The organism is Streptomyces sp. NBC_00986, assembly GCF_045162565.1.
GTDB lineage: Bacteria > Actinomycetota > Actinomycetes > Streptomycetales > Streptomycetaceae > Streptomyces.
The window spans coordinates 9,704,051-9,721,181 of the sequence record NZ_CP108733.1; the positions used below are offsets into that span (position 1 = coordinate 9,704,051).

Genomic DNA, 17,131 nt, shown 5'->3' on the forward strand with positions numbered 1-17,131 from the left:
GGAGGACGCGGTGGCGGAGCGACAGGAGCAGGCGGCACCGGACGCTCTGCTGACGCGGATCGGACAGATCGTCATGCTGCACCACGGCGGCGACCGCGAGGAGGCCCGGGACCGCCTGCTGGTCCTCTGGGCGGAGCTGGGCGAGGACGGCGACCCGCTCCACCGCTGCACACTGGCCCACTACCTCGCCGACACCCAGGACGACCCGACCGACGAACTGGCCTGGGATCTACGGGCGTTGTCGGCGGCGGACGAGCTGACGGACGGGCGGGACGCGGTTGACCCTGGAGACCCCGGGGATGTCGCGGACGTCGGTCAGGAGGGGGCGATCGCGATCCGCGCCTTCTACCCCTCCCTGCACCTCAACCTCGCCGCCGACTACGTGAAGCTCGACCGCCCGGACGCCGCCCGCACCCACATCCGCCGCGCCCGCAGCGCCTGCGCCGTCCTCGCCGACGACGGTTACGGCAACGGGGTGCGGGCCGCGATCGGGCGGCTGGAGTTGAGGCTGGGCGACGAGGGTGCGGGCGGGGGCGAGACCTGGGGTCCGCCGAGACAGCGGCCGTAGGGTCCCGCCCTGGCACCAACTCGTCCTGGCACCAACCCCAAGGGGCCCCGCTCGCCTCAACGCCCGTACGTCTGGCCGCAGATGATCGACTGCGGGCTGTCCGACTGCCAGCCGCCGTACTTCTTGCCCAGAGCGCAGACGTCCTGCGTGTTCTTGGGCACCGACTTGACCACGTCGGGGATGTCCGCGCCCGACTGCCGGGGGTGGTGCGGCTTCGGGTGCGGATGGGGGTGTGGATACGGGTGGGCGTGCGCGTGTGAGCGGGGAACCGGTGCCTGGGCCGCAGCTGGGGGCGGGGCCGGTGCGTGGTGCGGCGGGTGTGTGGCGGGTTTCGGGTGGTGGGACGGGTTGATCAGTTCCAGCGCCTCCCGCGCCGGGGCCTGTACGACCTGCGGCTCCGCGCTGCCGTCCGGGCGCGGCACCGACGCTTGGGTCGGTACGGCCGGGGGAGCGGGGGCCGCCGGCCGCTGGACCGTCACACAGCCGGAGAGGGCCGAGACAGCCACGGTGACCAGGAGCGTTGCGGTGGTCGTCGTTCGATGCACCCGCGCAACTCTGCTGGTTCCGGACCCGATGGGGACAGCGGACGGGCGGATGATGCCCCACACGGGTGATCTCCGCCCCCTTACGGACGGCGCGCGCCCGCTCCGGGTGACGTGACGTCAGTGGCCGGTGTCAGTCGCCGGTCTTTCCGTCGATCCGCTCGCGGAGCAGGTCGGCGTGGCCGTTGTGCCGCGCGTACTCCTCGATCATGTGGGTGTAGATCCAGCGCAGGTTGAAGCGCTCGCCGGTGCGCCGGTGTTTGCCCACGGAGACGTCGTCCAGGGCGAACCGGGCCGCGTGCGCCTTCGCCGCCTCGATCTCCCCCTGCCAGGTGGCGTACGCCTCGGCCCAGGTGTCCGCTTCGGTGAGATGGAACTCGCCGTCGGGGTCCGTGTCGGTGTAATAGATCGGGTCCACCCGCTCGTCCGCCATGACGAAGCGGAACCAGCCCCGCTCCACCTCCGCCATGTGCCGTACCAGGCCCAGGAGCGACAGGGTGGACGGCTCCACGGAAGCGGTCCTCAACTGCTCGTCGGTCAGGCCTTCGCACTTCCAGGCGAGGGTGTCCCGGTGGTACTTCAGCCAGCCCTCCAGCATGGTGCGTTCGTCGGCGGTGGTCCCGGGTTCACTGCGCTCGATCGTCATGCCCGCATCCTCGCGTGCTCCGACCGCCCGCACCAGCGGATATCCCCTCGCCGTATGCTTCCGAGGAGGTACGGGAGGTACCGCCGGGCGAGCGTTAGGGAGACTCCGTGAAGGTCGGCTGCATCGGGCTCGGTGACATCGCGCAGAAGGCCTACCTGCCGGTCCTCGGCGGGCTGCCCGGGGTCGAACTGCATCTGCAGACCCGCACGCCCGCCACCCTCGCCCGGGTCGGGGACGGCCTGCACCTCCCGGCGGACCGGCGGCACACGGACCTCGACGCGCTCCTCGCGCAGGGCCTCGACGCCGCCTTCGTACACGCGCCCACGGCCGTGCACCCCGACATCGTCACCCGGCTGCTGGAGGCGGGCGTACCGACGTACGTCGACAAGCCGCTCGCCTACCAACTCGCGGACTCCGAGCGGCTGGTGCGGCTCGCGGAGGAGCGGAACGTGTCGCTCGCCGTCGGCTTCAACCGCCGCTACGCCCCCGGGTACGCGCAGTGTCTCGACCACCCGCGCGAGCTGATCCTCATGCAGAAGAACCGGATCGGGCTCCCGGAGGAGCCGCGCGCGATGGTCCTGGACGACTTCATCCACATCGTGGACACCCTGCGGTTCCTGGTGCCGGGCCCGGTCGAGGACGTGACCGTGCGCGCCCGCACCCAGGACGGACTGCTGCACCACCTCGTGCTCCAGCTCTCCGGTGACGGCTTCACCGCGCTCGGGGTGATGAACCGGCTCAGCGGCTCGGTCGAGGAGATCCTGGAGGTCTCCGGCCAGGACACCAAGCGGCAGGTCCTCAACCTCGCCGAGGTCGTCGACCACAAGGGCCAGCCGACCGTACGGCGGCGCGGGGACTGGGTGCCGGTGGCCCGCCAGCGCGGCATCGAGCAGGCCGTGCTCACGTTCCTCGACGCCGTGCGCGCCGGCAAGGTGCTCAGCGCCCGGGACGCGCTGGCGACTCATGAACTGTGCGAGCGGGTGGTACGAGAGGTCGCGGACCGGTCCGCCGCAGCCTGAACGCCTGCGCGCCCTCACCGGCGCACATCGCCGCGAGCACCAGCAGGGCCAGGCCCACCGGCCAGGCGCCGTAGCGGACGTACGGCGTGATGCCGTGGGCGAGCGGGACGTCGTAGACCTGGGTGGTGCTCTTGTTCGTGCCCAGCCATGATCCGATGCGCTGGCCGCTCGGGCCGTAGACGGCGGAGACGCCGGTCAGGGTGGCGTGGACCATCGGGCGGCCGGTCTCGGCGGCGCGCAGGGCGGCGAGGGTGGCGTGCTGTTCGGGGGCCCAGCTGTTCTGGAACGACGAGGTCGACGACTGCGCGAGCAGGACGTCCGCGCCGTCCTGGGCGAGGTGGCGGCTCATGTCGGGGAACGCGGTCTCGAAGCAGATCAGCGGGCCGATGCGCAGCCCGTGCCCCACGTTCATCACGACCTGCTCGGTGCCGTGCCTGCGGTCAACGCCCGCCGCCTTGCCGACGGAGGTGGCCCAGCCGAGCAGCGAGCGGAACGGGATGTACTCCCCGAAGGGGACGAGCCGCATCTTGTCGTAGCGGTCGCCGGTGAGACCCTTCGGGCCGACCAGGATCGAGCTCTTGTAGATGCCGGGCTTGTCGGAGCGCTGGGCGTCCACGTTGACCAGGATGTCGGCGCCGGTCTCCTTGGAGAGGGCGGCGATACGGCGTGCGAGATCGGGCCGCTTGCCGAGGTCGAAGCCGACACTGCTCTCGCCCCAGGCGATCAAGTCGACGTTCTGACCGGCGAGTTGGCGGGTCAGCTGCTCCTCGCGGTCGAAGCGCCGGACATCGCTGTCGGCGCCGGCGATGACACCGGGCTGTACGACGGCGATCCGCACGTGGCCGTCGACGTCGGGGCGCGGCGACCACACCCAGGCCGCCGAGGTCACGGCGGCGGTGGCCACGAGCCCGGCGACGGCGGGCACCCGCACCGCACGGACCGCGACCAGCACGGCGACCGCGACATTGACGGCCACCACCAGGAAGCTCAGCAGCCACACCCCGCCGACGGACGCGAGCCGCAACGCCGGTTCCACCTGCCACTGGGTGGAGCCGAGCAGCCCCCAGGGACCGCCCAACCCCTGCCAGGACCGCACGAGTTCGACCATCAGCCAGCCCGAGGGCAGCACAAGCAGTGCGGCACCGCCCCGCCGGGGCGACGGCACGCCCCCGAGGAAGCGGCGCACCAGCCAGCCCCACGGCGCCCACAGCACGCCCAGCAGCCCCGCGATGACCACGATGAACACGCTCAGGCTCGGCACCAGCCAGCTGTGCACCGCCAGCATGAAGCCGAGCCCCCCGAACCAGCCGTCGTAGACCGCCCGCCGCCCGGTCGGCGCCGAGCGCGTCAGCAGGATCCAGGGGACGAGCGCGACGTAGGCGAACCACCACAGGGACGGCGCCGGAAACGCGAACACGGGCAGGGCGCCCGCGAGCACGGCGAGCAGGGAACGCCGCCAGGGGGAGACGAGCCAGTCGCCGAAGTTCCTCATGCGAACCCCCTACCCGCTGGTGACTCCGGTGTGCGTGCCGCGGCCGGTCATCCCGGACGGCGGACGCCGAACCGGTCGTATCAGTGGACCACGGCTTCCGGGCGCCGCTCGGGAAGGCGCCGCCACTTCTCCTCCACGACGACCTCGGTCAGCCGCCAGCCGTCGTCCGTCCGCAGCAGCCCGAACGAGTACCGCCCGCCGCACACGAAGTCGGGCGCGGTGGAGGAGTCACTGTCGCCATTGCTGTCACTGTCGCCGTTCTCGTTTTTGGCGAAGCGCATCGGATTGACGTAGTCGGCCTGGACGCGGGCGGTGTCGTCGGTGTGCTGGTCCAGGGCTCCGAAGCGGATCCGCCGGTTCACGATCAGGTGCTGCCGCATCGAGAACAGTTGCAGGCTCTCCGCGAGCCACCCGGCGACCTGTTCCGCGTTCCCCTCGATCCCTCCGGCGGACCGGTAGTCGGCACGCCCGTCCGGGGCGAACAGTTTCCGGTACGCCTCCCAGTCGCCGTCGTCCACCGCCACCGCGTATTCGGTGACCATTTCGTCCACGGCCAGCCGGTCCATCACAATCGCCAGTTCCACACGCTGCGTCATCGGCTCAGTGTTGGCTACGGAGCGTGTCGCGCCAAGGGGGACGCGGATACGAGGTGGGGAACATTCGGTGGTGTTCGACGGTTCTTCGCCGGACTTCGTCATCGTGTTCTGTTGTCGTCCGTCGTTTTTCGTTGCGAGGAGTACCCATGAAACGTCTTGTCACGGTCGTCACCGGGGGCGGCCGGGGGATCGGCGCCGCGACCTGCCGACGGCTCGCGGAGGACGGGCACGACGTGGTCGTGGGCTACCTCCGGGACGCGAAGGCGGCCGAGGAGGTCGCGGGGGCCGTACGGCGGGCAGGGGCCCGTGCGGTGTGCGTGCCCGGGGACACCTCCGTCGAGGCGGACGTGGAGCGGCTCTTCACGGTGGCCGAGAAGCAACTCGGCCCGGTCACAGGGCTGGTGAACAACGCCGGGGTGACCGGCCCGTTCGGCCGCCTCGCCGACATCGCCCCCGCCGACCTGCGCCGCGTCGTCGAGGTCAACTTGCTGGGCACACTGCTGTGTTCACGCCGCGCCGCACAGGTGATGACGGCACGAGGAAACGGCGTGATCGTGAACGTCTCGTCCGCCGCCGCGACCCTCGGCAGCCCCGGTGAGTACGTCCACTACGCCGCGACGAAGGCCGCCGTCGACACCCTCACGCTCGGGTTGGCCAAGGAACTCGGCCCTGCCGGCATCCGCGTCAACGCGGTCGCGCCCGGCGTCATCGACACGGAGATCCACGGGAGGTCAGGCGACCCGGGCCGCGCCGAGCGGTTGGCGGAGTCGATCCCGCTGCGCCGCGCTGGTCAGGCCGAGGAAGTCGCCGCCGCGATCGCCTGGTTGATGTCACCGGAGGCGTCCTACGCGACGGGGACGGTGGTACGGGTCTCGGGCGGGCGATGAGCCGACAGACGAGAGACCGGGGCGCGCTGAACCGGTCCGGGCTCGGGGATTCAGGCGGCCGCGATGACCTCGTCCCGTATCGCCGCGGCCCACTCGACCACCAACAGCTCGTATTCCTCCCGCTCCTGGGTCGAGAGCGAGCCGCCCGCACGCAGCCAGAGTGCCCGGATCTGCTCGTTCACCTCGGAAGCAGACCGCACGGAACCAGGGGCCACGAAATCGGGGGACATGCGAACAGCCTAGGGGCAAGGACTGACACTGCGCTACCGGACGGCTACTCAGACCGTATGGGGTTGGTCACGGGCGCGGTGAACCGGGGGTCGAATCCGCAGACGGCGGCCGCGACCTGGGCGGACGCGGGCATCCCGGCCCGGTGCCGCGTCGGACGAGGTACCCGGACGTCACGCAGGCGAACTGCCGCGTCCGCGCCATGAGTTGGCTCAGCCCGCAGACTCCGCCGCGTGCGGGCTCAGCGCGCCCGCCGTCACCAGCGCGATGATGACGATGCCGAGGGCGATGCGGTAGTAGACGAACGGCATGAAGCTCTTGTGGGAGATGAACTTCATGAACCAGGCGATGACCGCGTAACCGACCACGAACGCGATCACCGTCGCGAACATCGTCGGCCCCCACGCGACATGCCCTTCCTCCGCCGCGTCCTTCAACTCGAAGGCGCCCGAGGCCAGTACGGCCGGCATGGCGAGGAGGAAGGAGTAACGGGCCGCCGCCTCGCGGGTGTAGCCCATGAAGAGGCCGCCGCTGATGGTCGCGCCCGAGCGGGAGACGCCGGGGACCAGTGCCATCGCCTGGCAGAGTCCGTAGAGGAGGCCGTCCTTGGTGTTGAGGTCCAGCAGGGTCTTGCGCTGCTTGGGGGCGCGATGCCGGCCGCCGTTCTCGTCGCGGGCCGCGAGGCGGTCGGCGATGCCGATGACGACGCCCATCACGATCAGCATCGTGGCGGTGACGCGCAGGTCGCGGAACGGGCCCTCGATCTGGTCCTTGAGGGTCACGCCGAGCACGCCGATCGGGATGGAGCCGACGATCACCAGCCAGCCCATCTGGGCGTCGTGGTCGCGCCGCATCTCCTTGTTCGTGAGCGACCGGAACCACGCGGCGAGAATCCGCCCGACATCCTGGCGGAAATAGATCAGCACCGCCGCCTCCGTGCCGAGCTGGGTGATCGCCGTGAAGGCCGCGCCCGGGTCCTCCCAGCCCGAGAAGGCCGCCGTGAGCCGCAGATGCGCGCTGGAGGAGACGGGGAGGAACTCGGTCAGCCCCTGGACGAGTCCGAGGATGAGGGATTCAAACCAAGACATGGAGTTACGGCGTCCAAGTGCTGATCGAGGAGGGGCAAAGGACACACCAAAACGCCGCGCGCGGTGAACGAGTGTGTGTGAGGGGCAGCGTAGCGTCCCGGTGTGACAGGCCGGACACAGGGGTTTCACGGCGGTCGGGCGACTCCGGCACGGAGGTTTCAGGGCGGTTGCGCGACTCCGTACACAGAGGTTTCACGAGTGGTCCGACGACTCCGGGTTCGCGGTGTTGACCAGCTGCGGGGGCGGCGCATACGTTGCAGCGGAGGAAAGCGCTTGCTGCATGCGCTCGCTGTCCCCGGAGGAGTGCTGATCACGACCATGTCCACACCCGCCACCAACCCCGGGGCCCTCCCGCCCTTGCCCCCGCTCACCGGCCGACGCGTCCGGGCCGCCGTGGTCGGCGCGGGCGCCATCGGCCGCGGTTCCCATTTCCCCGCGCTCGCCCGGCTCGCCGAAGAGGGCGAGACCGAGGTCGTCGCCGCCGTTGACATCGATGCCAACGCGGTCGGGTCCTTCTGCGCCGAGGCCGGGATCCCGCACGCCTACACCGACCTGGAGCAGATGCTCCGGGAACAGCGGCCCGACCTCGTCACCATCTGCACCCCGCCCACCCTGCACCGCGCGCAGACCGTCGCCGCGCTGCGGGCCGGCGCCTGGGTCTGGTGCGAGAAGCCCCCAGTCCCGACGCTCGCCGACTTCGACGCCGTGGAGGACGAAGAGGGGAAGGACGGCGGGCCGTACGCCTCGATCGTCTTTCAGCATCGCTTCGGGTCCGGTTCCCGGCATGTGCGCCGGCTGCTCGCCGAGCAGGCGATGGGGCGGCCGCTGGTGGCGCACTGCCAGACCACCTGGTACCGCGACACCGCTTACTACGCCGTGCCCTGGCGCGGGCGCTGGGAGACCGAGGGCGGCGGACCCGCCATGGGACACGGCATCCACCAGATGGACCTCCTGCTCGATCTGCTCGGGCCGTGGAGCGAGGTGAAGGCCATGGCCGGACGGCTGGTCCACGACGTGGAGACCGAGGACGTCTCGACCGCGCTGGTCCGCTTCGAGAACGGCGCGATGGCGACCGTCGTGAACAGCGTGCTGAGCCCCGACGAGGTCAGCCGTATCCGCATCGACTGCGAGCGCGCCACCGTCGAACTCACCCACCTGTACGGGCACAGCAACGACAACTGGCGCATCACGCCCGCCCCGGACGTGTCCGGCGAGGACACCGCGGCCTGGCAGGACTTCGGGCCCGATGTGCCGAGTTCGCACCTGGAGCAGCTGCGTGAACTCGTCGTGAGCATGCGGGCCGGCGAACGGCCGCGCAGCAGCGGCACGGACGGGCGCACCAGCCTCGAACTGATCACCGCGCTCTACAAGTCGGCCTTCACGGACACGACCGTACGGGCCGGCGAGATCGGCCCCGGAGACCCCTATTACACGGCGCTGCACGGCGGCGCCCCCGGCTGGGCGCCCGTGGCGCGCGAGGAGGTGTCGGCGTGACCGGCCTGCGTATCGTCCATGCCCACGGGGACCGCATCACGGTGACCGAACCGTCCACCGGCGTCGAGCTGTTCAGCTACGTGTACCGGCCCGAGGCCGCCTGGGAGGCGCCGAAGCCGTACCTCCACCCGATCAGGACCCTTGCCGGTGACGTCGTCACGGACTACCGGCCCAACGACCACCGCTGGCACAAGGGCCTGCAGTTCACCGCCTCGCATCTGTCGGGCCAGAACCTGTGGGGCGGCAACACATACGTTCACGGTGAGGGGTATCTCCAACTCCCGGAGCGGGTCGGGTCGATGGCCCATGTCGCCTTCGACGAGATCGACACCCACTCCGACTCGGGCGCCGAACGTCTCGTCATCGCCGAACGGCTGACCTGGCACCCGTACAGCGGTGAACTCTGGGCCGACGAGCAGCGCCGGATCGAGGTCCACGACGTCGACACGGAGTCCGGTTCGTGGGCGCTGACCTGGACGAGCTCCGTGACGAACCGCCGCGACGAGCCCCTGCTGTTCGGCAGCCCGACCACCCACGGGCGTGAGGCGGCCGGCTACACGGGCCTCTTCTGGCGCGGCCCGCGCGCCTTCCGCGACGGCCGGATCATCGGCCCGGAGGGCGAGGGCCCCGACCTGATGGGCTCCCAAGGCCCCTGGCTCGCCGTCTCCGGCGAGCACGACGGCACCGACGGGCACGCGACGATCGTCTTCGCGCACGCCCCCGAGAACGACCACACCGGCGCCCAGGGCACTCACCCCGATCACTGGTTCGTACGCAACGAGCCGTTCGCGGGAATCGCCCCCTCCTACGCCTTCTACGACGAGCTGGTGCTCGACCCCGGCGACACACTCACCCGGCGCTACCGGGTCGTCGTGGCCGACGGGGCGTGGGAGCGGGAGGAGATCGCCAAGTATCTGGAGGCGCGTCCGTGGTGAGCGGTTTTTCTGGTCTGCCGGGTGGGGTCGCCGTCTCGCATCTGTCCGTCTACGACTGGCCTGCCGAGGTCGATGGCGGGGTGTGCGGCGGAACTCCCCATATGCACCTGACCTGTTCGGAGGGGTACGTCGTCACCGGCGGGCAGGGTGCGGTGCAGACGCTCACGACATCCGGGTACGAGGTGACGCCGCTCGCGGCCGGAACGGTCGCCTGGTTCACGCCGGGCACCATCCACCGGCTGGTCAACGAGGACGACCTGCGCATCACCGTCCTCATGCAGAACAGCGGCCTGCCCGAGGCGGGGGACGCGGTGCTCACACTGCCTCCGCAGTACCTCACCGACCCGGAGACGTACGCCTCCGTCACCGTGATCCCGGCCGACGCGCCCGAGGCGGAGCAGGAACGCGTCGCCCGGGCCCGGCGCGACCTCGCCCTGGAGGGCTACCGGGCGCTGCGCGACGCGGAGGGTCCGGAGGCGCTGGCCGCGTTCCACCGGGCCGCCGCCGCGCTGGTACGACCCCGGCTCGCGGAGTGGCGCGAGCGCTGGGAGCGGGGCGCGCGGGCCGCCGCCACGGCCACGGGGGAGCAGCTCGACCGGCTCGAACGGGGTGACTTCTCGCACCTTGCCGATGCTGGTGTACGGGCTGAACAGCCGTCCGCGTACGGGAAGTTCGGGATGTGCGGGCGGTTGGACGTCTACAAGGGGGTGTAGGTCTGGATCTCAGGCCGCGGTGGGACCTGCCACCGTCCAGCCGGGTGTCTGCGGGTGCGCCGTCAGGTCCTGGTGGTGGACCGGGGCGCCGCAGGCCGTGCAGGTGACGGCGGGGACCAGTTCGTTGCCGCAGATGTGCTCGATCACCATGGGGCGGTCCAGTTGATCCCTCCGAAGATGGCGGTCGCCCCACGCCATGAGAGTCATCAGGACCGGCTCCAGTTCGAGTCCCGCCTCCGTGGGCCGGTACTCGAAGCGCTGCGGGTGTTCGCTGTACGTCCGCCGGGTGAGGATCCCGGCGTCGACGAGGCGGCGCAGCCGAGTGGTCAGGACGTCGCGCGGGGCGCCGATGTTGCGGACCAGCTGGTCGAAGCGGCGGTTGCCGAGGCATACCTCCCGTAGGACGAGCAGGGAGTACTTCTCGCCGACGAGTGCGAGGGCGTCGGCGATGGAGCAGGGGCGCGGGTCTTTGGGGGCGGGCATGGCGTCCAGTCTAGGGCCGATTCAAGGGTGGGTTTGATTTTCCAACTGACAGGGCTATGGTGAGTTTGGATTTCCTACTCACTGGTAGTTCTGGCTGGTAGTTCTGGCTGGTAATTCAGGCTGGTAGTTCTGGCTGGAAGCACTGGAAACAGCGGAGGCCCGTCCCATGCGTGACGCAGTGATCGTCGAAGCCGTACGCACGCCCGTAGGCAAGGGCAAGCCGAACGGCACCCTCGCCCAGGTCCACCCCGTCGAACTCCTCTCGCACACCCTGCGCAGCCTCGTCGAGCGCACCGGGATCGACCCAGCCCTCATAGACGATGTCATCGGCGGCACGGTCACCCAGGTCGGTGAGCAGGCCGTGAACATCACCCGGCAGGCCGTGCTGTCGGCGGGCTTCCCGGAGTCGGTACCCGCGACCACGGTGGACCGCCAGTGCGGTTCCTCCCAGCAGGCCGTGCACTTCGCGGCGCAGGGCGTGATCTCCGGGGCGTACGACATGGTCGTGGCCTGTGGAGTGGAGTCCATGGGGCGGGTACCGATGGGGTCGAGCGTTCTGCCCGGCACGGACCCCTTCGGCCCCGGTGTCGCGGGGCGCTACCCGGAGGGCCTCGTCCCGCAGGGCATCAGCGCCGAACTCATCGCCGCCAAGTGGTCGATGACACGCGACCAGTTGGACGCCTTCGCGGTCTCCTCGCACCTCAAGGCGGCCGCCGCCTGGGACGCGGGTCTCTTCGACGCGCAGGTGGCGCCGCTGTACGGTGCCTCGCGCGACGAGTGCGTACGGCCCGGCAGTACGACCGAGATCCTGGCCGGCCTCAAGCCCGCCTTCTACGACGCGACGTACGCCGAGCGCTTCCCGCAGATCGAATGGAACATCACCGCCGGCAACTCAAGCCCGATCAACGACGGCGCCTCCGCGGTCCTCATCACGTCGAGTGAGGCGGCGGCCCGGCTCGGTCTGCGCCCGCTCGCCCGGCTGCACAGTTTCGCGGTGACCGGTTCCGACCCGCTGCTCATGCTCACCGGCGTCATCCCGGCCACCGAGAAGGTGCTGCGCCGGGCGTCGCTCACCCTCGACGACATCGACCTGTTCGAGGTCAACGAGGCGTTCTCCAGCGTCGTTCTGGCCTGGCAGCAGGAGACGGGCGCCGATCTCGCCAAGGTCAACGTGCACGGCGGGGCCATCGCGATCGGGCATCCGCTGGGGGCGAGCGGTACGCGGCTGACGACCACACTGGTGCACGCGATGCGGGATCGCGGGGCGCGTTACGGACTGCAGACGATGTGCGAGGCGGGCGGCCTCGCCAACGCGATGATCCTTGAGGCGGTCTGATCCCTCAGGGGGCTCGCAGGTGGTGGCGCTTGCGCCAGGCCACCACCGCGCCGCCCAGGGCCGGCAGGGCGATGCAGGCCATCGCGATCAGGAAGGCCGGCGACGTGGGGCTGGAGGCGCGGGCGCCGGCGACGACGTAGGCGGCGGTGTTCGGGAGCGAGCCGAGCGCCGTCGCGAGCAGGAACGGTGTCCATCGCATACGGGAGACGGCGGCGCAGTAGTTCACGCCCCAGAACGGCAGTCCCGGGAAGAGCCGTGCCGCCATCATCGAACGGAAGCCGTGCTTGCTGAGCTGGCCGTCCGCGGCCTTCAGCCACCGGCCCCGCAGCAGCGGGCGCAGGGCGTCCTGGCCCAGCACACGGCCCAGGCCGAAGGAGATCCCGGCGCCGAGCACCGTGCCCGCCAGCGCCGCGCCGGTGCCCAGCTGGGAGCCGAACAGCGCGCCCGCAGCGAGGTTCAGCAGGGGGCGCGGCACGAACGCCACGCTGCACAGGCCGTACGCCGCCGCGAACACCAACGCGGCCATGGCGCCGCTGAGTTGGGGCGGCCAGCCGTCGGAGAGCAGCCGCTGCGGGTGGAACAGCAGCACGGTCGACGCCGCCCCGGCGAGCAGCACGAGGAGCAGCGACAGCCGCGACCACGGCGAGAGCAGGGCTCTCGTGCAGCGCGCGGCGAAGCCGGCCGGGGTGACGGGCAGCAAGGGCACGACGGGCAGCAGAGGCGCGACGGGCATGACCGCGGGGACGGCCACGGCGGCGGCGAGATCCGTGCCGGTGATCCGGTCAGTGGCCTGGGGAGTGACCTGGGGAGTGGCCGTGGCGGTGCCCCCGGAGCGGGTGCCCCCAGAGTGGGTGGTGGCATCGGCGAGCATGTCGGCGACACTAACCGACCTGTGTATGTGATCGCCGTATGGTTCGTCTCATGAGCGTCACAGGTGCGGGCACCGTGCGGGTGCCGGGCAGCGTTCTCGCGGACACCGTGCTGGAGCGGCTCACGGCCACGTACGCCGCCGTGGCCGACCCGGAACGGGCCGTGCCCATGCGGGCGTACATGAAGGACATCGCGCCCTTCCTGGGCCTCACCACACCCGTACGCAGGGCGTTGTCCCGCACGGTCCTGGAGGGCACACCCCGCCCCGACGAGACCGACTGCACCGCGATCGCCCTGCGCTGCTGGGAGCTGCCCGAGCGCGAGTACCAGTACTTCGCGGTGGACTATCTGCGCCGCCATGTGAAGCACTGCACATCCGGCTTCCTGCCGATCGCCCGCCACCTCGTCTCGACGGTTCCTTGGTGGGACACCGTCGACGCACTCGCCTCCCACGTAGTGGGAGGCCTGGTCGCGGCCGATCCGAAACTGGTCACCGACATGGACGCGTGGATCGTCGACGAGGACATGTGGGTCGCCCGTACCGCCCTCCTCCACCAACTGCGCTACAAGGAGCGCACCGACACCGAACGCCTCTTCGCGTACTGCCTGCTCCAGTCCGGGCACCCGGACTTCTTCATCCGCAAGGCGATCGGCTGGTGCCTGCGCGAGTACGCCAAGACGGACCCGGAGGCGGTACGCGGCTTCCTGGCCCGGGAGAAGGGGCGGTTCGCGCCGCTGTCGGTGCGCGAGGCGTTGAAGAACATCGGGGCCTGAAGCCCCACGTACGGAAAACGCCTGAGGTCCCACGTACTGATAAATCGTTCGACGCCGGGCAAAGCGTCGGCAATGATCGGCCTCATGTTCCGGTACGCCTTCCACCTCGCAGCACCCCCTGTCGCGGGTGCTCCGAAGGCTGCCGTTCCCGCTCTCGTCGCCGCAGTCGACGGCGCCCGAAGCTGACCCTCTCCGGATCGTCCGGCGGACCCCGCAGGGGGAGGGTCGGCGAGTCCTCGGGGTCCCGTTTTTCACCACTGGGCTTTTCACCTCTGGAGAGGCTTCGAGGTACCCCCATGTCCAAAACGGCATACGTCCGCACGAAACCGCATCTGAACATCGGCACGATGGGCCATGTCGACCACGGCAAGACCACCCTGACCGCCGCCATCACCAAGGTCCTCGCCGAGCGCGGCGCGTCCACCTTCGTACCGTTCGACCGGATCGACCGGGCCCCGGAGGAGGCCGCGCGTGGCATCACCATCAACATCGCGCACGTCGAGTACGAGACCGACACCCGGCACTACGCGCACGTGGACATGCCCGGCCACGCCGACTACGTCAAGAACATGGTCACCGGGGCCGCGCAGCTCGACGGGGCGATCCTCGTCGTCTCCGCGCTCGACGGGATCATGCCGCAGACCGCCGAACACGTGCTGCTCGCCCGGCAGGTGGGCGTCGACCACATCGTGGTCGCGCTCAACAAGGCCGACGCGGGCGACGACGAGCTCACCGACCTGGTCGAGCTGGAGGTCCGCGAACTGCTCACCGCGAACGGCTACGGCGGCGACTCCGTACCCGTCGTACGGGTGTCCGGCCTCAAGGCCCTTGAGGGGGACCCCCGTTGGACGGCCTCGATCGACGCGCTGCTCGACGCCGTGGACACGTACGTGCCCATGCCCGAGCGGTATCTGGACGCGCCGTTCCTGTTGCCGGTCGAGAACGTGCTCACGATCACCGGGCGCGGGACGGTCGTCACGGGTGCGATCGAGCGCGGCACGGTCCGGGTGGGCGACCGGATCGAAGTGCTCGGCGCCGCCGTCGACACGGTGGTCACCGGCCTGGAGACCTTCGGCAAGCCCATGACGGAGGCGCAGGCCGGCGACAGCGTGGCGCTGCTGCTGCGCGGTGTCCCACGCGACGCGGTCCGCCGCGGGCACATCGTCGCGGCGCCCGGCAGCGTCGTCCCCAGCCGCCGTTTCTCGGCGCAGGTGTACGTCCTGTCGGCCCGCGAGGGCGGCCGCACGACCGCCGTGTCGACCGGTTACCGGCCGCAGTTCTACATCCGCACCGCGGACGTGGTCGGCGACATCGACCTGGGCGAGACGGCGGTCGCCCGCCCCGGCGACACCGTCACGATGTCGGTCGAACTGGGCCGTGAGGTCCCGCTGGAGCCGGGACTCGGCTTCGCGATCCGCGAGGGCGGGCGGACCGTGGGGGCGGGGACGGTGACGAAGGTGGGTTGAGCGCGGTAGGTCGAGCGGGGTGGGTGCCCGTCCCTTCGGGGGCGGGCACCCATGTGTGTGGCCCCGTGTGTCCGAGATCAGGGGCTCGCATCCGTGATTGTCAGTGGCGTGCGCAAGACTTGATCGCGGCGGCAGTCGGGGCGAGGCGCGGGGAAGGCGGGGCACCATGGCGGGCAGGGCACTTGTGCTCGGTGGCGGGGGCAGCAGTGGGATCGGCTGGATGGCCGGGGTGCTGTACGGGCTGGGCGAGACCGGCGTCGATCTCTCGGACGCCGATGTCGTGATCGGTACGTCGGCGGGTTCGACCGTCGGCGCCCAGCTGCGGGCCGCCACGCTCAAGGAGGTCTATGAGCGTCAACTCGCCGTCCCCGAGGGCGAGATCCCCGGCCGACTCGGTGCGGGGCTGTTGCTCCGCTACGCCTGGGCGACCGTGACCTCGCGCACTCCCGAGGCGTACGGGCGGAAGATCGGCCGTATGGCACTCGCCGCCAGGACGCCCCACGGGGCGGCCCGGCGCGCGGCGATCGAGACCCGGCTCGTCTCACCGGAGTGGCCCGACCGCGCGTTGCGCATCACCGCGGTCGACACGGTGACCGGTGGACTACGGGTCTTCGACCAGGACAGCGGGCTGCCCCTGGCCGACGCCGTCGCCGCCAGCTGCGCGGTTCCCGGGGTGTGGCCTCCGGTCACCATCGAGGACCGCCGCTGGATCGACGGCGGCATCCACTCACCGGCCAACGCGCAACTCGCCGAGGGGTACGACCGGGTCGTCGTCCTTGCGCCGATAACCCTCGGGGGTGGCCCCCTAGTCTCTCCGGCGGCCCAGACCCGGCGACTTGTGGAGCGGGGCGCCCGAGCGGTCGTCGTCTCGCCGTCCCCGGAAGCGAGGCAGACGTTCGGCCGCAATCCGCTCGACCCGTCGGTACGGGCGGGTGCGGCGCGGGCGGGGCGAGAGCAGGCGGCGGCGCATGTGGGGGAGGTGAGGGACGTCTGGGGGGTTGGCGGGGCGGGTGGGTGACCGGCTTGCTGGTTGTTGGCTTGCCGAGGGGACGGGTTGGCGGGGTGAGGGCGCCGGGTTGGTGGGGCGTGGAGTGGTTTAAGGAAGTGAGCGTGGGGCGGGTATCGGGAGCTATTGTCAAGACCTGCTGGGTGGAGCTCAGTTCGGATCGTCGGCTCGCATGGCCGGCTTCAGTCGTGTGAATGCCGTCGGAGTCGGCCGCCGCGTCAGGGCGTTCTTGATCTGCTGAGCGATCTCACCGGAGGTGCTCTTACTCGTGTCGCATTCGATGTCATAGGTGCCGTGCGCGTGGACCTGCTCGAACTGCCGCGCGGCAAGGCCGGGCGTCCGGTCGCCGCGGATCCGTTCCCGTCGTTCCAGTTCCGGCAACGGGCAGTGAACGCCGACGAGGACGACGTCTTCGGCAGCGAACAGGTCGAGGCAGTCGAGAAGGCGCCAACGCCGGCTCAGCACGTGGTCGACCACGATCTGATTGCCGGCCGCGGCCATCCCGGCGACGGCACGGTGGAAGCCCATAGCGGTCCGGTCGATCTCGGCCTGCAGACGCCCGTCGGGAATGTCCCGATCAGACCGCATCGCATGGAAGGCGTCCACCGACATGTGGAAGAAGGATTGGTCCAGGATCCGGAGAAGCTCTCGGGCGATGCTCGATTTTCCAGAGCTCGATGTCCCGTTGAGGAAGATGATCGAACCGCCCGGCGGCTTGCCAGGCACTTCAAGGCAGCCGGGCACGCCGGCGTGAGCGTTGGCTGGGACTACCTCGTTCCGATCTGAATCGTCGTGCGACATGGACAGATGATCTCGGAGGTATCGGCCGGATCGCCACCAGGATTCATGCCGCTCCGGCCTCGTCCCGCTCGACCGGGACGCCGTCCCGCACGTCAGCACCCCACCCACACTCCCGCGCCCCCCCGTGGCCAACCCCGCACGAGCGCCCGCCACCACCCCACCGCGTCACCTTCCACCCCCGCACCCC

19 protein-coding genes are annotated in these 17,131 nt (G+C 70.6%); 10 read left to right on the forward strand and 9 right to left on the reverse strand.

Translation table 11 applies throughout. From position 1 onward, the window contains the following. Positions 1-10 precede the first annotated feature (10 nt). Positions 11-568 carry a hypothetical protein gene (locus tag OG504_RS43600; protein ID WP_405994704.1) on the forward strand — a complete coding sequence of 186 codons (558 nt, stop codon included), beginning with the start codon at positions 11-13 and terminating at the stop codon, positions 566-568. A gap of 56 nt (positions 569-624) precedes the next feature. Here the strand turns inward: OG504_RS43600 and OG504_RS43605 are convergent, their stop codons facing one another. Next, positions 625-1,113, reverse strand: a complete 489-nt coding sequence (locus OG504_RS43605; protein ID WP_405994705.1) for a hypothetical protein — start codon at positions 1,111-1,113, stop codon at positions 625-627. 130 nt (positions 1,114-1,243) lie between these two features. Beyond that, positions 1,244-1,756 carry a DinB family protein gene (locus OG504_RS43610; RefSeq protein ID WP_405994706.1) on the reverse strand — a complete coding sequence of 171 codons (513 nt, stop codon included), beginning with the start codon at positions 1,754-1,756 and terminating at the stop codon, positions 1,244-1,246. Between the two features lie 107 nt (positions 1,757-1,863). Here OG504_RS43610 and OG504_RS43615 point away from each other — a divergent pair, with 107 nt between their 5' ends. Then, positions 1,864-2,775, forward strand: a complete 912-nt coding sequence (locus tag OG504_RS43615; protein WP_405994707.1) for a Gfo/Idh/MocA family protein — start codon at positions 1,864-1,866, stop codon at positions 2,773-2,775. Here OG504_RS43615 and lnt read toward each other — a convergent pair. After that, positions 2,693-4,267 (reverse strand): apolipoprotein N-acyltransferase, encoded by a 1,575-nt coding sequence (gene lnt, locus OG504_RS43620; RefSeq protein WP_405994708.1) that lies wholly within the window; start codon positions 4,265-4,267, stop codon positions 2,693-2,695. The two genes, OG504_RS43615 and lnt, sit on opposite strands and share 83 nt — an antisense overlap. An 80-nt stretch (positions 4,268-4,347) precedes the next feature. Continuing rightward, positions 4,348-4,863: a nuclear transport factor 2 family protein gene (locus OG504_RS43625; RefSeq protein WP_405994709.1), complete on the reverse strand. Its 516-nt coding sequence runs from the start codon at positions 4,861-4,863 to the stop codon at positions 4,348-4,350. A gap of 146 nt (positions 4,864-5,009) precedes the next feature. On the opposite strand from OG504_RS43625, the gene OG504_RS43630 reads away from it, so the two are divergent. Further along, complete coding sequence (locus OG504_RS43630; protein ID WP_405994710.1) at positions 5,010-5,750, forward strand: SDR family NAD(P)-dependent oxidoreductase; 741 nt, start codon at positions 5,010-5,012, stop codon at positions 5,748-5,750. Positions 5,751-5,800: 50 nt separating this feature from the next. Here the strand turns inward: OG504_RS43630 and OG504_RS43635 are convergent, their stop codons facing one another. Continuing rightward, the gene (locus tag OG504_RS43635) at positions 5,801-5,980 is read right to left on the reverse strand and encodes a hypothetical protein (protein ID WP_318015009.1); all 180 of its coding nucleotides are present in this window, start codon (positions 5,978-5,980) and stop codon (positions 5,801-5,803) included. 210 nt (positions 5,981-6,190) lie between these two features. After that, positions 6,191-7,066 carry an undecaprenyl-diphosphate phosphatase gene (locus OG504_RS43640; RefSeq protein ID WP_405994711.1) on the reverse strand — a complete coding sequence of 292 codons (876 nt, stop codon included), beginning with the start codon at positions 7,064-7,066 and terminating at the stop codon, positions 6,191-6,193. A 318-nt stretch (positions 7,067-7,384) separates the two neighbouring features. Between OG504_RS43640 and OG504_RS43645 the strand changes: the two genes are divergently transcribed. From OG504_RS43645 to OG504_RS43655, 3 genes are read left to right on the forward strand one after another with little or no spacing between them, the layout of a single operon-like run. Next, positions 7,385-8,560: a Gfo/Idh/MocA family protein gene (locus tag OG504_RS43645; RefSeq protein WP_405994712.1), complete on the forward strand. Its 1,176-nt coding sequence runs from the start codon at positions 7,385-7,387 to the stop codon at positions 8,558-8,560. Next, on the forward strand, positions 8,557-9,495 hold the full coding sequence (locus tag OG504_RS43650) for a PmoA family protein (protein WP_405994713.1): 939 nt from the start codon (positions 8,557-8,559) through the stop codon (positions 9,493-9,495). The genes OG504_RS43645 and OG504_RS43650 overlap by 4 nt, the downstream gene beginning before the upstream one ends. Next, positions 9,489-10,208, forward strand: coding sequence for a cupin domain-containing protein (locus tag OG504_RS43655; protein ID WP_405994714.1), 720 nt, complete (start codon positions 9,489-9,491; stop codon positions 10,206-10,208). The genes OG504_RS43650 and OG504_RS43655 overlap by 7 nt, the downstream gene beginning before the upstream one ends. A gap of 9 nt (positions 10,209-10,217) precedes the next feature. Here OG504_RS43655 and OG504_RS43660 read toward each other — a convergent pair whose 3' ends face one another. Further along, on the reverse strand, positions 10,218-10,691 hold the full coding sequence (locus OG504_RS43660; RefSeq protein WP_405994715.1) for a winged helix-turn-helix transcriptional regulator: 474 nt from the start codon (positions 10,689-10,691) through the stop codon (positions 10,218-10,220). Between the two features lie 166 nt (positions 10,692-10,857). Here OG504_RS43660 and OG504_RS43665 point away from each other — a divergent pair, with 166 nt between their 5' ends. Next, the gene (locus OG504_RS43665; RefSeq protein ID WP_405994716.1) at positions 10,858-12,027 is read left to right on the forward strand and encodes a thiolase family protein; all 1,170 of its coding nucleotides are present in this window, start codon (positions 10,858-10,860) and stop codon (positions 12,025-12,027) included. A 4-nt stretch (positions 12,028-12,031) separates the two neighbouring features. Here OG504_RS43665 and OG504_RS43670 read toward each other — a convergent pair whose 3' ends face one another. Continuing rightward, on the reverse strand, positions 12,032-12,898 hold the full coding sequence (locus OG504_RS43670; RefSeq protein ID WP_405994717.1) for a TVP38/TMEM64 family protein: 867 nt from the start codon (positions 12,896-12,898) through the stop codon (positions 12,032-12,034). 50 nt (positions 12,899-12,948) lie between these two features. On the opposite strand from OG504_RS43670, the gene OG504_RS43675 reads away from it, so the two are divergent. The 3 genes from OG504_RS43675 to OG504_RS43685 all read left to right on the forward strand — a co-directional run bounded on the left by OG504_RS43675 (position 12,949) and on the right by OG504_RS43685 (position 16,155). Further along, positions 12,949-13,671, forward strand: a complete 723-nt coding sequence (locus OG504_RS43675) for a DNA alkylation repair protein (RefSeq protein ID WP_405994718.1) — start codon at positions 12,949-12,951, stop codon at positions 13,669-13,671. Between the two features lie 296 nt (positions 13,672-13,967). Then, entirely contained in the window at positions 13,968-15,137 is a 1,170-nt protein-coding gene (gene tuf / locus OG504_RS43680) for an elongation factor Tu (protein WP_405994719.1), read from the forward strand. A 166-nt stretch (positions 15,138-15,303) separates the two neighbouring features. Further along, the gene (locus OG504_RS43685; RefSeq protein ID WP_405994720.1) at positions 15,304-16,155 is read left to right on the forward strand and encodes a patatin-like phospholipase family protein; all 852 of its coding nucleotides are present in this window, start codon (positions 15,304-15,306) and stop codon (positions 16,153-16,155) included. A 138-nt stretch (positions 16,156-16,293) separates the two neighbouring features. Here OG504_RS43685 and OG504_RS43690 read toward each other — a convergent pair whose 3' ends face one another. After that, positions 16,294-16,944, reverse strand: a complete 651-nt coding sequence (locus tag OG504_RS43690) for a chloramphenicol phosphotransferase CPT family protein (RefSeq protein WP_405994721.1) — start codon at positions 16,942-16,944, stop codon at positions 16,294-16,296. Between the last annotated feature and the right edge of the window lie 187 nt (positions 16,945-17,131).

What these genes read in the sequence shown, in the direction of transcription:
- OG504_RS43640 (WP_405994711.1), bottom strand. Translation starts at nt 7,066, where the DNA reads ATGTCTTGGTTTGAATCCCTCATCCTCGGACTCGTCCAGGGGCTGACC.
- OG504_RS43685 (WP_405994720.1), top strand. Translation starts at nt 15,304, where the DNA reads ATGGCGGGCAGGGCACTTGTGCTCGGTGGCGGGGGCAGCAGTGGGATC.
- OG504_RS43665 (WP_405994716.1), top strand. Translation starts at nt 10,858, where the DNA reads ATGCGTGACGCAGTGATCGTCGAAGCCGTACGCACGCCCGTAGGCAAG.
- OG504_RS43625 (WP_405994709.1), bottom strand. Translation starts at nt 4,863, where the DNA reads ATGACGCAGCGTGTGGAACTGGCGATTGTGATGGACCGGCTGGCCGTG.
- OG504_RS43630 (WP_405994710.1), top strand. Translation starts at nt 5,010, where the DNA reads ATGAAACGTCTTGTCACGGTCGTCACCGGGGGCGGCCGGGGGATCGGC.
- OG504_RS43660 (WP_405994715.1), bottom strand. Translation starts at nt 10,691, where the DNA reads ATGCCCGCCCCCAAAGACCCGCGCCCCTGCTCCATCGCCGACGCCCTC.
- OG504_RS43635 (WP_318015009.1), bottom strand. Translation starts at nt 5,980, where the DNA reads ATGTCCCCCGATTTCGTGGCCCCTGGTTCCGTGCGGTCTGCTTCCGAG.
- OG504_RS43645 (WP_405994712.1), top strand. Translation starts at nt 7,385, where the DNA reads ATGTCCACACCCGCCACCAACCCCGGGGCCCTCCCGCCCTTGCCCCCG.
- lnt (WP_405994708.1), bottom strand. Translation starts at nt 4,267, where the DNA reads ATGAGGAACTTCGGCGACTGGCTCGTCTCCCCCTGGCGGCGTTCCCTG.
- OG504_RS43610 (WP_405994706.1), bottom strand. Translation starts at nt 1,756, where the DNA reads ATGACGATCGAGCGCAGTGAACCCGGGACCACCGCCGACGAACGCACC.
- OG504_RS43670 (WP_405994717.1), bottom strand. Translation starts at nt 12,898, where the DNA reads ATGCTCGCCGATGCCACCACCCACTCTGGGGGCACCCGCTCCGGGGGC.
- tuf (WP_405994719.1), top strand. Translation starts at nt 13,968, where the DNA reads ATGTCCAAAACGGCATACGTCCGCACGAAACCGCATCTGAACATCGGC.
- OG504_RS43690 (WP_405994721.1), bottom strand. Translation starts at nt 16,944, where the DNA reads ATGTCGCACGACGATTCAGATCGGAACGAGGTAGTCCCAGCCAACGCT.
- OG504_RS43675 (WP_405994718.1), top strand. Translation starts at nt 12,949, where the DNA reads ATGAGCGTCACAGGTGCGGGCACCGTGCGGGTGCCGGGCAGCGTTCTC.